Raw genomic sequence first — 15,273 nt, 5'->3', positions numbered from 1 at the left:
CCATTCGGCACGCTCCCCGCCGCCGTCGCGATCAGAGGATGAACAGGGCGCCCTGCCACCCCTGCCCGACGCGGTTCCCCGGGGTGAACATGTTCCCCGTGAAGACGCCGGTGTTGACGAACTCCAGCAGCGTGCCCGCGGAGTCGGTCGTCAGCAGATCCGCCTGCGAGTCGCCGTTCAGATCAGTTACAACCGGCAGTCGAGACGCGCTCCAGTCGGACCCGACCTGCACGCGGGGTGCGAACGTCGGGATTCCTCCCGAGCATCCGGTGTTCCGATAGGCGAACAGCTTCCCGTCACCGAGCACCGCCAGCAGGTCGGCCCGTCCGTCGCCGTTCAGTTCGACGGCTTCCAGCTTCAGCGTGCCTCCCCACCCCGTCCCGACGAGCCCGGTGGTGGAGAACATCGACCCGGTGAACGAGCCGTTGTTGTCGAATGCGCGAAGCGCGCCGGCCCCGTCGATGGTGAGGATGTCGGAGTCGCGGTCGCCGCACAGATCGCCGACGATCGGCAGCTGCGACGACGACCACCCCTGTCCGACCTTCACTCCGGGATCCGTGAACGCGGGCACGTTGTTGGTACACCCGGTGTTGCGGTACGCCATCAGGTCTCCGTTGGCCAGCACGCCCAGGAGATCCGCGCGTCCGTCGGCATTCAGATCGGTCGCCTTGAGGCTCAGGTTGCCCTGCCAGTTCTGCCCGATCTGCACGGGTGCGGCGTACAGGCTCCCGAACGACCCGGAGTTGGCGCGGTATCTCAGCGCGCCCGTCGATTCGACCTGAACGATGTCGAGCTGCCGGTCACCGCAGAATTCGCCGACGATGGGCAGGCGGGCGGCCGAGTACCCGGAACCCACCGTGTACGACTCGGTTCCGAAGTACGTGGCGCCGTCCTGGTTGGACTGCCCGCTCGTGGTCGAGACGTTCGGATAGGCCTTGAGGGTCCCGTCCGCCATCACGCCGAGGAGGTCTGAGCGTCCGGTGCCGGCGAGGTCGCCGAGTTCTGTTCCCCGCGCCAGCGCGAACGACAGGAACGGGTCGAGAACGCCGACGCCCACTCGGGCCTCATTCGCGCTGATCTGCGCGACGAGCGCAACCAGCTGAGTGCGCTTTTGATTCATCGTCGTGGTGTCGCCCGCGCTCTCGGCGACCAGAGCCGCTACGGCCAGTTCGCCGGCCTGGCCGTAGAGGCTCGCCTTGTCGAGCCAGCGGACGCCCTCCGCCTTCAGGAACGGATTGGCCCCGGGTTCGCGGAGCGTCGTGACGCTGTTCTTGAGTGCCGTGAAGGCGGCGGTGAGCTCGGTTCCGGCGGCGGCGACGCCGCTGTTCGCGTGCCACGCGTTGCGGAAGGCGGCGATCTTCGCGCCGATCCCGGGTGATTCCACCGAACTCAGCGACGAGGCGTAGTTGTTCTCCGCGAATGCGCGCAGCGCCGCCGTGCGAGTGCCGCCGAGCGCGGCCACCGAGGCCTCCCAGGAGGACGCGGCATCGTATGCGTCCGGGTTCCAGGCGAAGTCCGCCGCGGTGAACAGGGCGAGCTGCGAGAACTCGGCCTCGTTCATCGCGTTGAAGTAGATGCCCTCGCTTGCGCCCGCGAGCGTCTTGTCCCGGCCTTCGAGCGGTCCGAGCAGCAGCCGGTCGGCATCGAACCGGTCGGCGTAGTCGTTGACCGGATAGTTGTCCCAGATCGCGATCGGTCGTCCACCGAAGGCGCTCTTCGCGGCCGTGAGGTCGCCGAGCGGAATCGTCGGCGAGATGACTTCTCGTCCGCTCCAGAACATCGTCGCCTTGGGCGTCACCTGCTGGGCGAGGCGGGTGCGGTACTGGCTCGTCTGAGTGCCGAAGTACTCGGTGGGAACGACCATCAGCGGCCGCGCACCCGTCTTGGTGTCGAGCCAGGCCTGCACCTCGTTGACGACTCCGGCCTGCAGCGATGCCAGCGCCTGATCCGAGGTTCCGAGGCTGCTCGTCCCGCTTCCGTAGGTCGCCTTGTCGGTAGCGCAGCTGAAGTCGTCGGGGATGTCATCCCACGCGACGGTGAATCGGCGCACGCCCACGTCCCACAGCTGCTCGAAGCGATCGATGAGCAGATCCGTCTGGCCGGGGGTCGAGAAGCACATGCCGAGGGCCGGAGCCATGGGAGCCTGCGGCGAGACGCGGTAGATGTACTCGACGTGACGGGCGGCGCTCAGCGTGACGATCTGCTGGATCTCCGCGAGGTCGGTGCCGGAGTACTTCGTCGACCAGAGGTTGCCGGTGTGCAGATCCTGCGCGGGGCCGTAGAAGTACGTGTCCATCTTGTTCCGGGCGAGGAACTCGATGTGGGACTTCTCCTGATCGAGCGACCAGTGGTCCGGGTCGCTGTAGAAAGACTGCATCCCTGCGCGCACCTTGAAGGCGGGGGCGTCGCGCACCGTGAGCTTCCAGACCTTGCTTCCGTTGGTGCCCGCCGTCAGCACCTGTCGAAGGCTCTGCGCCGCGTAGTAGGTGCCGGCCTTGTCTACACCGGAGAGCACGACGCGCATGCGACCCTGCGCATCGGTTCCGGCAGCGAGGACGTATCCGTCGGCGGCGAGACCTGCGGGACCGGTGGCGCCGAGGGCTGTTAGCGCGGCGGCGCTCGCTGCATTCTCGGAGGGCCCGCCCACGTACACGGTCGCGCCGGATCCGGGATCGGTGCTCGACACGGTCGAAGCCGTGCCGGTGGCGGTCAGCAGCGACTTGGTCAGGGCCACTGCTGCAGGATCGGCACCGCTGGGGGCGACGAGGGTGACGCTCGACGGCAGGGTCATCTGCTGTCCGGATGAGGTCAGCTGCTGCGGCTTGGGCCAGATGACGGGCCCGGTGGCGGTGGTCGCGGTGGCGACGTCGGAGGGCGCGGCGGCGACGGCCGGAGCGGTGTCGAGTGCGGAGGCGGCGATCGGAGTCGCGAGCCCCGCGACGAGTGTTGCGGACGTGATCAGCCCGAGGGCCGTTCTGCGCCGCGCGCGGGAGAGACGTGGAGAGGACTTCATGGGAGAGCGCCCTTCTGGCAGGGCCGCACGGATTGCGGCGCGTACGCCAGATACTGGTCTAGAGCAGTTTGGCTGTCAAGGGTGCTCTTCGATTCCGCGTCATCCGTCGGCGGCGCGCCCTACGTGCATCTCGATCACGTAGCGGTCCCCGCGATAGAGCGATCGACCGAACTCGACCGTCTTGCCCATGTTGTCGCGCGCCTTGCGCTCGATCGCGAAACAGGGCTCGCCGGCCTGGGTCTCCAGGCGCACCGCATCCTCAGGGGAGAGCCGGTCGATGGCCACGGTCTGCTCGGCGTTCTCCGGGCGCACGCCGTAGGAGCGATCGAGTACCTCGTAGAGGGAATCCGTCTCGGACATCTTCTCGATCAGATCGGGAAAACGCGAGGCTGGCAGGTTCGTCGTCTCGTATGCCATGGCCGTGCCGTCGGCGGTCCTGACGCGCTCGATGCGCACGACCGGGTCGCCTTCGGCGATGTCGAGCGCGGCCGCGACGGCCTCGGTAGCGGCTTCGAGGCGGGCGGAGAAGTCCCGCGCGCCGGGCTCCATCCCGCGGAATCGCATGTCCTCCGTGAAGGATCGGAAGATCTCCGAATGGGTCAGTCGCGGGTGCTGCACGAAGGCGCCGCGACCGGGCTCCCGGCGGACCAGGCCCGCCGATTCCAAGCTGTCGATCGCCCCGCGGACCGTCATCCTCGCGACCCCGAACTGCTCGGCGAGAACCCGCTCGGACGGCAGTAGGGTGTCTGGCCGGGAGGAGGCGGCGAAGGCCGCGAGCGCCTTGCGGATCTGCTCACCCTTGCCCGGTTCGCCGGTGAGGTCTCCCACCTGCACGGCCAGCAGGCCAATCTCCTCGCCGCCGTCGGAATGCTTCGACCGTGCCACCGTGGAAAGCTCCTTCTCATGCGCTTGCGCGCGTAGTGAGTCATCTTAGGCCGGTGGGGTGGGAGATTGGTCTATACCGGACCGTTGACAAACGGTATAGACCAGTATTACGGTGGCCCCACCTACACATGCACCGCCTCATCACTGACCGAATCCGATTCGGAACAGTCCCACCAAGAGGAGCACGATGTCGAAGTTCAGAAAGGCCACGCTGGCGGCAGGAGCACTGACCGTCAGCACACTCGTCCTCGCCGCATGCGCACCGAGCGCCGGTCCCGCCGGCGCGGAGGGCGACGACTCCACGATCACGGTATGGGGATGGAGGCAGGAGGACGCCAAGACGTACGACAAGATCTTCGCCGCCTTCGAGAAGGAGCACCCCGGCGTGACCGTCGAGTACGTGCCCTACCTCAACACCGAGTACGACACCATCCTCTCGACCGGGCTCAAGGATGCGAGCGGCCCGGATGTCGCCCAGCTGCGCTCCTACGGACTGCTGCAGCCGCTCGTGGAGTCCGGTGACCTGGTCGCCCTCGATGACGAGGTCTCCGAGCTCGCCGACTTCTCGCCGTCGGTCCTGGACGGCGCCCGCGGCGTCTCGGACGGCGCGGTTTACGGTGTTCCCTTCGCGATCCAGACGCTGCACGTCATCTACAACAAGGCTGTCTTCGACGAGCTCGGGCTCGAGGAGCCGACGACCTGGGACGAGATGATCAGCGCGTTCGACGAGATCAAGGCCTCGGGCGTCACCCCGCTCGCCAACACGGTGACCGACACCTGGATGCTGCCCATCGAGCAGGAGATCTTCGGCGCCGGCACCTATGGCGGCACCCCCTACCTCGAGAAGATGCTCGACGGCGAAGCATCTTTCACCGATACGCCGTGGGTGGACTCGGTCGATGCGTGGACCAGCACTCGCGACTACTGGGGGGACGCCTACCAGGGCACCAGCTATGAAGACGCACAGGCGCTCTTCACCTCCGGCAAGGCCGCTGCATTCCCCGGAGGCATCTGGGAGCTGGCGAACTTCCGCAAAGCCAACCCCGACCTCGAACTCGGCATCTTCAACGCGCCGGCTCCCGACGGCTCGGGTGTGCCGGTGCCCGGATACGTCGATGGCTCCTTCGGCGTCTCGGACGCCAGCGACAACAAAGAGGCCGCGCTCGAGCTCGTGCAGTGGATGGCGACCGCCGACTTCGGCCAGGCGTTCACGGATGAGCTCGCGCAGATCTCGCCCGTCCCCGGTGTGACGCCGTCCGATCCGCTGCTCGCCGAAGCGGTGGAGGCGTACGCCGCCGAACCGAGCCCGTACATCACCTATGCCTACTTCTCCGGTGGTACCCCCGGTGCCTGGGACCTCGCGTCCTCCTCGTTCTCGAGCCTGATCCTCGACGAGATCGATGCGGGCGGCGCGGCGGACAAGATCCAGCAGGGTGTCGATCAGTGGTTCAAGCCCCGCTCATGATGCGGACACGAGCGCGGGGCCGCTACTCGCCCGAGCATGTCTCGTTCGGGTGGATCGCGTTGTTCAGCGGCCCCGCGCTCGTGTTGTACACCGTGCTGGTGATCGTCCCGATCTTCACCGCGTTCGTCTACGGCCTCTTCACCTGGAAGGGGACCACGCCGGATGCCTTCGTGGGATTCGGGAACTACGTCGAGCTGTTCACGCGCTATCCGGTGAACGAGCAGCTCGGCGCCGCGCTCTGGCACAACGTGCTCTTCTTCATCGGCACGATGGCGGTGCAGAACACGATCGGCCTGGGACTGGCGGTACTGCTGCATCGGACGAAGCGCGGCAAGCGGCTGTTCCAGACCCTGTACTCCACGCCCTATCTGCTCAGCCCGCTCATCGTCGGCTACCTGTGGGCGATGCTCCTCAGCCCCACGTTCGGGCCGATCAACGAGGCGCTCCGGGCCATCGGTCTCGACGCCTTCGCACTTCCGTGGCTCGGTCAGCCGAACACCGCGCTGCCCGTGCTCATCCTGATCAACGCCTGGCAGTGGATCGGCGGGCCGCTGCTGATCTTCGGAGCAGCGTTGGGCGGCATCCCGGCCGAACTCGAAGAGGCGGCCCAGTTGGACGGGGCCTCCCACTGGCGTCTCTTCTGGGCGGTGCGATTCCCGCTGATCATGCCGGCCGTCGGCGTCATCACGGTGCTCACCTTCATCGGATGCTTCAACATCTTCGATCTCGTCTACGCCCTCGGCGGTTCGAACGGCGGACCGTCCGGGTCGATGGACGTGCTCGGCCTCCTGTACTACCGACTCGCGTTCGATGGCGGGACCAACGCCATCGGAGACTCCTCGGCTATGGCCGTGCTCATGTTCATCCTCGTGTTCGGTGTGGCGATCGCCCTCGAACGACTCCTTCGGCGCCGGGAGGCCTGATGACTTCCACACTCACACGGCCGCGCACGCCGAAAGCCCCGCCCCCTGAGTCGGCAGCCTCCTCGTCGCCGCGCCGTCGCGCTCGGGCCGGGCTCGGCACCCGCATCGGGGTGCAGGCGGTGCTGTGGATCTACGCGGCGATCGCGTTCGGACCGATCCTGCTCGTGCTCCTCGGATCGCTGCGACCCACCAACGAGATCCTGCAGAATCCCATCGCGCTGCCGACGAGCTTCGATCTGTCGAACTACGTGCGGGCGTGGGAATCCGCGTCGCTGGGCACCTATTTCATCAACTCCGTGTTCATCACCATCTGCTCGGTCGCGCTGTGCGTGACCGTCTCGGTCGCTGCGGCCTTCGTCATCACGCGACGGGTCTTCCGCGGACGGGCGTTCCTGGCCGCCTTCTTCATCGCCGGTCTGATGGTCCCCGCGAAGCTGGGCCTGCTGCCGATCTATTACATGTTCCAGGCGGGCGGCCTCGTCGACACCCATCTCGGACTCATCCTGCTCTACGCCGCCAGCGGCATCCCGTTCACGATGTTCGTACTGATGGGGTTCATGCGCGGGCTTCCGGTCGAGCTGGAAGAGGCGGCTCGTCTGGATGGTGCGAACGACGGACGCATCTTCTGGTCGGTCATCCTGCCTTTGGTCAGACCCGCACTGGCGGTCGTGACGATCTTCCAGTTCGCGCCGACCTGGAACGACTTCTTCTACCCGCTGGTGCTCCTGCGCGACACAGACAAGTACACGATCCCCGTCGGTCTCACCCAGTTCTTCGGGGAGTACTCGGCCGACCGCGGCACCCTGTTCGCCGGTCTGATCATCGCGCTGCTTCCGCTCGCCCTGGTCTTCGCGTTCGCCTCGAAACAGATCATGTCGGGCCTGACCGCGGGAATCAGCAAGTGAGCGCGGTCGCTGCGATCGACGGCGGCAAGTCCGGCCTCCGGATGCGCATCGTCGGCGCGAACGGCGAGTCGGAGGGACGTGGATCGGGGTTCGTCTACGCGGGTGAGCGTGAGGACCACGCTTCGATCGTCGCCTCGGTGCAGGAAGCGCGGGCCGACGCCGATGCGGCGCAGACCCTCGACCATGTCGTCCTCGGCCTCACGGGTGTTCCCGGCGAGCCTGCGGAGCGTGCAGCCCTGGCCGCCGCCCTCGAGCGCGAACTCGCAGCGCCCGTGCTGCTGCTCGACGATGCCATCCTCGCGCACGCCGGCGCGATCGCCGGACCGGGGACCATCGTGTGCGCGGGGACGGGAAGCATCGTCCTCAGCATCGACGAGCAGGGATCGGCGAAGTCAGCCGACGGATGGGGGCCGACGCTGGGGGATCGCGGCAGTGCCTACGCGATCGGTCTCGCCGGCCTGAGGGCGGCGGCGGCGGCGATCGACGGCGCCCACATCCCCACCACCCTCTCCGCGGAACTCCGCGGCAGGCTGGGGGGAGACGTCTCGATCGCCGCCCTGCAGCGGTTCTACCGGGACGGCTCGACCTCGACCCCGTCCGTGGCATCGTTCGCCGTCGACGTCGCGCGGGCGGCTGAGGCCGGCGATGCGGTGGCGGGCTCGATCCTGAACGGTGCGGCCGTCGATCTCGCCGAGACGATCGCGGCGACGGCGGCGCACGCTCCGGGGTTCCCGATCAGCTACTCGGGCCGGATGCTCGCCGCCAACACGTACCTCCGCGCGACGCTCGACCGTGAACTGCAGGCCAGGGGGCTCACTCTCTCGGATCCCCTGAGCGACGCACTCGCCGGCGGGATCCACATCGCGCAGGAGCGGGCTCGCGGTGAACGCGCGGGTCTTTATGAGAAGGCGATCCGCGCCTGGGAAGAGGGGTCGCTGTGCTGATGATCGGACACGGGGAGGCCAGGCTGAGCGTCGTCCTGGGCGAGCCTCTCGGAGGCTATATCGACCGGACGGAGGGCGTTCTCGGCTCGATCGAACCGCTCGAGGTGCACGCCATCAGCGTCGGCGGAGACTCCTCACGGCTGGTGCTCCTCATCATCGACCTCATCTGCGTCAACACCGACCTCGTCGCGCGGATCCGTGCGGCCGCCGACGACCTCGGCGTCTCGCGGGTGTGGGTCTCCGCGACTCATGCGCACTCCACTCCCGAGGCCGGATGCTACCCCGGTGGGGCGGCGACTCCGGAGGCGCTGGCCGAACGGGTCGTCGCGTCGGCACTCGTCGCGATCCGGAGCGCGATCGCCGCGGAGGAGCCGGGCCGGGTGCGAGCCGTGCGGAGCATCGTCTCCGGTGTCGGCGGGCGCCGCAACGTGCCACCGGACGAGACCCCTCAGGTGCCGATCGATGTCCTTCTCTTCGAGGCGAGCGGCCCCGCGGGCCAGGCGCCTCGCCTGCGCGGGATGCTCGTGGTCTCGCCCGTGCATCCCACCGTCCTCCCTCCGGACAACAGACTCACGAGCGCTGATCTCACCGGCGGAATCCGGCGGGCGCTGGCATCCGAGGCCGAGTGGGTGGTCGCTGCGACCGGCGCTGCCGGCGACATCAGCACGCGGACGACGCGGCAGGCGCGGGACACGGCCGAGATCGACCGCATCGCGTCACGGGTCGCCGACGCCGTGCGCTCCACGCTCCGCGCGGGCGCCGACGACGAGCATCCAGAAGGGGACGCATCGCTGGCGGCCCCGCTGGCGGTGACGCTCGACCTCCCGGCGAGACCCCCGCTGCCCGACACGGCCGACCACGCCGCGGAAGCATCGCAGGACCCGTTCTCGGCGCGCCGGCAAGCCGTGCTCGAGCAGGGCATCGCGCTCGCCGAGGAGAGCCGGACCAGGTTGTCGACCACCCAGCACAGCGTCACGATCGAGGTCGGCGTCATCGACGCCGTGCGCCTGGTCGCGGTCCCCGCCGAGCTGTATCTCGGGCTGGCCGAGCAGATCCGCGCGGGGTACCCGGCGTACCCGACCGTCGTTCTCGGGTACACCAACGGCTACCTCGGCTACGTTCCGGATCGCGAAGCTCCGCTGAGCTATGAGACCGTCGTCAGCCCGGTGGCCGCGGGAAGCGGCGAGGCGATCGTCGAGGCCGCCCTCGGTCTGCTCGCCGAGGCTGATGCCGATGCGAACACCACCGTCGCCACATGAACGCTCTCCTGAAAGGGGCATGATGACCGAACTCGCCTATCCCAGGATGGCGCTCGACCACATCGGTCGGGTACTGGAGACGCAGCAGGAGGCGATCGCGCAGGCGACCGTTCTGCTCACCGACGCCATCGGCCGCGGTGGCATCGTCCAGGCGTTCGGAACGGGTCACTCCCGCGCCGTCACGCTCGAGCTCGCCGGTCGCGCCGGGGGTCTGGCCGCCGTGGGGATGATGGCGGTCAAGGACCTCGTGCTGTTCGGCGACGTCGCGGCCGCCGACATCCTCGATCCTAAGTACGAACGCACCCCCGGTCTCGCGGCACGGATCTACGAGCTGGCGGCACCGCAGCCCGAGGACGCGTTCGTCATCGTGTCGAACTCGGGCATCAACGCCGCGATCGTCGAGATGGCGGCGCTCGCTCGCTCGCACGGGCATCCGATCGTGGCGATCACCTCCCGCATCCACAACGCCAGCGTCGCCACGAGGGACGACTCGGGTCGCAACCTCGCCGATCAGGCGGATGTCGTCATCGACAACTGCGCTCCTGCGGGCGATGCCACCATCGATCTCGGCGACGGAGTGCGCATCGGTGCGGTGTCGAACCTCACCGGCATCCTCATCGCGCAGATGCTGGCCGAAGGGATCACCCGCGAGCTGAAGCGGAGTACCGGTGCCGCACCGGTCTTCATCTCGGCGAACCTGCCCGAGGGGGACGCGCACAACGCTGCGCTGTACACCGCCTACGGTTCCCGGGTGCGGCCGATCGAGCCCTGAGCGGGAGGTCTTGTCGTCGGGCGGCGTCCGGAGAGAGTCAGGCGACCGGCGTCAGGGTGACAGGTCGCCGTGACGCCACTGCTGACTGCGCCGCGTGCGAGCGCGCGCAGACAGCCACGTGGAACGCCGCAGACAGCGTCGACGTCAGCGGCAGTGCGACGATCGCCACCGTCGGGAGCACCCAGCTCCCGACAAAGGCGAAGGTGGCAGTAAAGCTGAACATCACACTGACGAGCCAGCCTCCGGTCGCCACACCTGTCGTTCCAGACCGGCGCTGAGTTCGCGAGGAGCCGGCGCCAGTTTCGGCACGGTGCCACTGCAAGCGGGTGAACCGGACCGACTTTGCATCGATGCGAACGCGCCCTCCGCTCGAGGTCGCGTGTCCAGCACGAGCCGGGTCACGCGGATAGGATCCATCGAGTGGAATGGTCAACGGCGCTGGCAGTGGTTCCCGCTGTGACGGCAGGTGTAGCGGTCCTCAGTGCGATCGGCGGCTGGTGGAGAGCGCGCAACTGGTCATCGCTCGACGATGCGCGGAAGATGCTTGAAGAGGTCAGCGTCTCGAAAGACCCGCGCGTGGGCTCCGAGATCACTGACCGGGCTGCGGAAGCAGCGACCGGTCTGATGCTCGAGCTCGCCACGCGAGCGCAACTGCGCGCGAAGCGTGTCGCAAGACGCAACGACGGTTCTCACCTCCTCTGGTCGACAATCGGCGCGTGCGTGCTTGTATTCGGAATGTCGGCTCTCTGCTCCTGGGGGTTCGTCGCCACAATTCTCGGGGAATCGATCCTTGATGTACCGCTGTGGGCGACGTACGTCTGCTTCGGGCTCTTCGCCGCGGGAAGCGCCGCGATTGGGGTAATGCTCATCAGAGAACGAGTGGGTATCTGGCGGCGAACAAGAAGCCTGCGCAGCCTCTACAAGGACATCAGCTGGCAGAACACCTTCCTTCATATGCCTGACACACCAAAACCGGCGGAGCGCGCACAGTAGGCTGCGCCGCGCCCAAGCGACGGGCTCGATTAGGGGCGAACTCTATCGACCAGGCGAGCCCGGCTACAGAGCCCGTCACCGTGGAGAAAGTGGGGGCCTCGTCCCCTTTCTCGCCCGTCCACTCGAAGTAGCCTCACATCGGGACGATGCAGCGCGCGGCGGGGAACGCCGGAGCCCAGAGCCCGGTCGCGAGTTTCACTGAAATACGCAGGCACTCACCGAAACGATCGTTTCCGGCAGTCTCGTCACCTCCAGTCACCAGGTGGGCGACACGCCGATGATCGAACTGCCGAACCCCCTGCCGAAACTTAAACGCGCCGGAACTTCGGCGGTACCGTTTTCGGCATGGCACACGAAGTCGGGTACGCCCGCGTCTCGAAGCGAGAGCAGAACCCTGAGGCGCAGGAAGCCGAGTTGCGCGCCGCGGGCTGCGCAAGAGTGTTCGCGATCACGGCGAATCCAGCCGCGTCACCGAACGACCGCAATGGCTCGCGTGTCTCGACTACCTCAGACCGGGGGGACACCCTCAAGGTCCGCCGCCTCGATCGCCCTGCAGGCAGTGAGCGCATTCTCATCGAGACGCTACAGGACCTCGACGCCCGCCAGGTTAACATCGTCAGTCTCACCGAACCCATGATCGACACGACAACCCCGATGAGGCGGGCGCTCTACGGCATCGTCGCCGTATTCGCACAGCTCCGCGTCGACACCATCCGAGACAACACACAGCGCGGCCTCAATTACGCACGCAGCCAGGGCCGCGTCGGCGGCCGGCCGAGCGTGATGACGCCCGAGCGGATCGCGACCGCCGAGAGGATGCGCGCCGAGCACCAGAGCTGGGAGAGCATCGGGCGTGTACTGGGTGTGGGAGCGTCAAGTGTCAGGCGCGCCCGGGCTGATCGCCCCACTGAGGCGGTTGCAAGGGCTTGAGAGCGCGACGAGCCTCGCCGCTGACAAACTTCAGGCAACTGTCGCTGCGCCGCTGCGGGCCACTGTGGGGCGGATAGTCCTTCCGGGGTCGTTGATTAAAGAGTTCTCGAATACAGTTTTCTCGCGGTCGAACCATTGCCTCGCGAACTCAGCGATCGGTGCGCTTGCGCCTGCGCGTAGAGCAGCGAGCGGTTCTCCGTCGTCATCCCGCTGCCAGTGCCTGGTGAAGAGTTCGCGGTGGGAGGATTGATTCCTTCGGTTCGGAGCGGCAGAGACGAACAGTTCGATAGACGCGAGATGCGTGATGAGGACTGCATCTGTCACAGATTGGTTCGATGGAACCGTCGCGCCGTAGAACATGAACACCCGACGCGCTGACAGGCGGCGTCGCGCCGGAGAATCAGGCAGCCGGCGGTTCATACTCGCGAAGTCCTCGACGAACCCGCCACAGAAGGCCGCGAACCAGTCCTGTTGGCGACTGCTATACACCTCCCAATGGAGGTTCGTCCCGTAGAAGAACAGCTCGCTTAGGGAGGGTCCGACATAAAGTCCCGATGTGAGTTTCTGTTCGTCAAAATAGCGAGAGCAGAAGTCACTCGAAGACTCGCTCACGGAAACTCGGGCCTCTTCGACAGGGGCGATCCCATGCCAAGCAAAAAGCTGAGGGATCATGAAGACCGGGTCGGCGACAGAGGCAAGAAGCTCACGGTTTTCCTCAGCGAAGGACACATCCGCGGAGAGCCATTCCACTTCCGGACTCACGCCCATCATCTCATTGAGCTGATCACGCGCAAGCCAATACAGAGCGATGTAGAGAGCCGCGCGCCGGTGGGGTTCGCTCCCGAGCGCAGCCCCTAGATCAGTCTTGACCTGGTCGGCAGCGTATTCGGCTTCGAGGCCAAGAGTGGAGCCCCTCAAAATATGCAGCGGCTTTCCCCCCTCACCCATCATCCGCAAACTAGGTGATTGGTTGAGGGCGTGCTGCACGCAGGCGCTTGCTATCTTTCGGACAAGCGCAGGCGGAATGACCGCAAAAGATAGGCATCGGGCGATGAAAGCTAGCACGTTGCCTCGGTTGCTAGTTGACCGCTTCCGCCGTTCCCCAAGCATGGCCCCTAGAGCACGTGCGGTGCCCTGATCGGTCTTGCCATCTACCTGCTGAAGAGCGAGCTGAGCCACTACGTCCCACTCTTCACGAGCGACGTACGGCAGTAGAAGGTTTGCGAGCGCCTCCGGAGTATCTGTGATGCGCGTCAAGTGAACCGCGGCAAAATACTCCATGAAGGTTCGGTGGGTGAACGTGAAGATGGGTTCGTCATCGCTGGTCAGCCCAGCGTCCGTAAAGACCCATGCGCGCCCCGCGCAGTAGTCGACAAATTCTTTAGCGGCTCGAGCTGCGCTCTCAGCGCTATCCACGGCGCGGGGGTGAAGATACTCAGCAAGCATGCTGACCACGAGCTTCTCTTCGATTCCAGAGTCGCCAGAACCGGAAGTGATGAACCGATACGCGATGTACTTCATTGCGGAGTCGACGTGATCCCGAGCTTGCAGCGGCACCTCGATACCGCGATGACCGTCCCACTTCTCGAACAGAAGGGTGGCGCATTTTTCGTAAACAGCGGGTCTGTTCCGGGGGATGTAGTTCTCGCCGCGAAAGATGATGCACATGAGAGCAAGCATCAGTGGGTTCGTCCGCAGATCCGGTACGGCTGCGCTCTGCTGCACGAACGCCTCAGCCTGCTCAGCGGCCTCTTGTTCGTCATACTCGTCTTGCAGCTGGAACCAGTTGTTCACGTAGCGCTCGACTTCCGAGTCTTCGAAGCCATCTATGAGGTACGCATCGAAGATTGCCGGGTCGAGCCGAGCTTGATCGTACCCGACGCGACGCGACGTGATGAGGATGGGGGTGTTGGGGTATCGCACGCCGAAAAGCTCTACGCTCTTCGTCACTTCCCTTCGTTTCGATGCGTCAATCAGCTCGTCTAAGCCGTCGAAGATGACGATGGCTTTCCCGGTTACGAGTAGATCTTCGACCAGTCCGGGGACGGGTGCGACCTGGTAGCGAGGCTTCAACTCGCGTTCGATGAAGTCGAGTAGTGAGATGTCTTCGCTGAAAGCAGCGAAGTTTCGTAGCGTGACATGGAACGGGACCGGGCCGTCTTGCTTCGCGAAAGTTGAGGCGATGAAAGCCGAAAGTGTTGACTTACCACCCCCCGGGTCTCCGAGCACTACCGAGCGATCAATGGTTAACGCAAATTCAGCGACAGACTTGCCTTGCTCGCGATCGGGTGCGCCCCTCTCGCGGATGTTCGGTGCTACGTACAACTGCTCGATCGGGAGCTTTCGATTAGTCTCAAAATCCGGCGGTGTGATGTAGCCATGTCTCTCGATGCAAGCTCGACGGTAGGCCTCGACGAAGACGCGCCGAGGCTCGCGGGTGTCAGGGTCGGCGAGGCGCACCAATGCATCATGATGGGCCGAGACAACATCAAGCATGGATACAAGTCGCTTGAGTAAAGCGGTTTGCTGGAGCTGCTGAGCGAGCGATGGGTCCGCTTCGTGAAGAGTGCGCGACGCCACCTGCGACAACTCAACTAGCCGCGTCGAAAGAGCCTCCCCGAAAGCGCGCGCGTCCTCACGCGAAGCCTCCGGCTGCAAACCGATCTCCGAGTACAACTGGAGAGACGCCCTTGCCGTTTCCGTGGTCGTCGAGCCTGCGGGATCCGCAACGCATGCCAGGAAGAGTTCGCGGCTAAGGGCGTTGAACTCGGTCTGTTCCATCATCTTCTTGACGGCGTTCGCGGAAACACCGCCTCGCATGAACGTTGCGAGAGACACTGGGCTGATCGAGTCCCAGAGAGCCTGCGGATCGAGCGAGCGGAACGCTTCTGAGAGGCGAAGGTTGTCCTTCGTCTTCTTACGACGAACTGCCTCGAAGCTCAGGTTGACCCCAGACTCGACCATCTGCACAAATAGCGCTAGCAGCTCAGCATCCATGATTCCCCCGTGTAAGCAACATTGCTGTACGAAGCATAGAGGTACTGCTAGCGGATCGAGGACCGGCGTCGGAACGGACAGGTTCGCAACGCAGCTGACAAGATTACGCCTTTCAGTGGCGCTCGCGGCCGCAGCCGTGGCTGCAGGGGAGGGGCGCGAGTCATCTGCCCAACGGCCCGTTGGGCTC

Annotated in this window: 12 protein-coding genes; 8 read left to right on the top strand and 4 right to left on the bottom strand. The window is 65.8% G+C overall.

Going from position 1 to position 15,273, the window contains the following annotated elements; all coding sequences use genetic code 11:
* Nucleotides 1-31: 31 nt before the first annotated feature.
* Nucleotides 32-3,013: a beta-N-acetylglucosaminidase domain-containing protein gene (locus tag BQ2383_RS00675; RefSeq protein ID WP_091027633.1), complete on the bottom strand. Its 2,982-nt coding sequence runs from the start codon at nucleotides 3,011-3,013 to the stop codon at nucleotides 32-34.
* A 99-nt stretch (nucleotides 3,014-3,112) separates the two neighbouring features.
* Nucleotides 3,113-3,898, bottom strand: coding sequence for a GntR family transcriptional regulator (locus BQ2383_RS00670; protein ID WP_091027630.1), 786 nt, complete (start codon nucleotides 3,896-3,898; stop codon nucleotides 3,113-3,115).
* 187 nt (nucleotides 3,899-4,085) lie between these two features.
* Between BQ2383_RS00670 and BQ2383_RS00665 the strand changes: the two genes are divergently transcribed.
* The 6 genes from BQ2383_RS00665 to BQ2383_RS00640 are packed head-to-tail and all read left to right on the top strand — an operon-like array spanning nucleotide 4,086 to nucleotide 10,166.
* Complete coding sequence (locus tag BQ2383_RS00665) at nucleotides 4,086-5,363, top strand: ABC transporter substrate-binding protein (RefSeq protein ID WP_091027627.1); 1,278 nt, start codon at nucleotides 4,086-4,088, stop codon at nucleotides 5,361-5,363.
* Nucleotides 5,360-6,286 (top strand): carbohydrate ABC transporter permease, encoded by a 927-nt coding sequence (locus BQ2383_RS00660; RefSeq protein ID WP_244175837.1) that lies wholly within the window; start codon nucleotides 5,360-5,362, stop codon nucleotides 6,284-6,286. Before BQ2383_RS00665 ends, BQ2383_RS00660 begins: the two co-directional genes overlap by 4 nt.
* Complete coding sequence (locus BQ2383_RS00655; protein WP_091027623.1) at nucleotides 6,286-7,191, top strand: carbohydrate ABC transporter permease; 906 nt, start codon at nucleotides 6,286-6,288, stop codon at nucleotides 7,189-7,191. The genes BQ2383_RS00660 and BQ2383_RS00655 overlap by 1 nt, the downstream gene beginning before the upstream one ends.
* A complete protein-coding gene (locus tag BQ2383_RS00650; RefSeq protein ID WP_091027620.1) occupies nucleotides 7,188-8,135 on the top strand; it encodes an N-acetylglucosamine kinase in 948 nt (315 codons plus the stop codon). Before BQ2383_RS00655 ends, BQ2383_RS00650 begins: the two co-directional genes overlap by 4 nt.
* A complete protein-coding gene (locus tag BQ2383_RS00645; protein ID WP_091027616.1) occupies nucleotides 8,129-9,394 on the top strand; it encodes a hypothetical protein in 1,266 nt (421 codons plus the stop codon). The genes BQ2383_RS00650 and BQ2383_RS00645 overlap by 7 nt, the downstream gene beginning before the upstream one ends.
* 22 nt (nucleotides 9,395-9,416) lie before the next feature.
* Nucleotides 9,417-10,166 (top strand): sugar isomerase domain-containing protein, encoded by a 750-nt coding sequence (locus BQ2383_RS00640; protein WP_208617594.1) that lies wholly within the window; start codon nucleotides 9,417-9,419, stop codon nucleotides 10,164-10,166.
* Nucleotides 10,167-10,203: 37 nt separating this feature from the next.
* Here BQ2383_RS00640 and BQ2383_RS19270 read toward each other — a convergent pair whose 3' ends face one another.
* Entirely contained in the window at nucleotides 10,204-10,419 is a 216-nt protein-coding gene (locus BQ2383_RS19270) for a hypothetical protein (protein ID WP_091027609.1), read from the bottom strand.
* A 167-nt stretch (nucleotides 10,420-10,586) separates the two neighbouring features.
* Here BQ2383_RS19270 and BQ2383_RS00630 point away from each other — a divergent pair, with 167 nt between their 5' ends.
* Both BQ2383_RS00630 and BQ2383_RS00625 read left to right on the top strand, forming a co-directional pair.
* The gene (locus tag BQ2383_RS00630) at nucleotides 10,587-11,159 is read left to right on the top strand and encodes a hypothetical protein (RefSeq protein ID WP_140403274.1); all 573 of its coding nucleotides are present in this window, start codon (nucleotides 10,587-10,589) and stop codon (nucleotides 11,157-11,159) included.
* Nucleotides 11,160-11,504: 345 nt separating this feature from the next.
* Entirely contained in the window at nucleotides 11,505-12,089 is a 585-nt protein-coding gene (locus BQ2383_RS00625) for a recombinase family protein (RefSeq protein ID WP_091027604.1), read from the top strand.
* Between the two features lie 30 nt (nucleotides 12,090-12,119).
* On the opposite strand, the gene BQ2383_RS00620 is transcribed toward BQ2383_RS00625, so the two are convergent.
* Entirely contained in the window at nucleotides 12,120-15,086 is a 2,967-nt protein-coding gene (locus tag BQ2383_RS00620; protein WP_167381503.1) for an NACHT domain-containing protein, read from the bottom strand.
* Nucleotides 15,087-15,273 lie beyond the last annotated feature (187 nt).

Source organism: Microbacterium oxydans, from assembly GCF_900095745.1.
In the GTDB taxonomy this organism is placed as follows: domain Bacteria; phylum Actinomycetota; class Actinomycetes; order Actinomycetales; family Microbacteriaceae; genus Microbacterium; species Microbacterium oxydans_B.
This window is presented reverse-complemented; position numbering and strand designations above follow the sequence as displayed.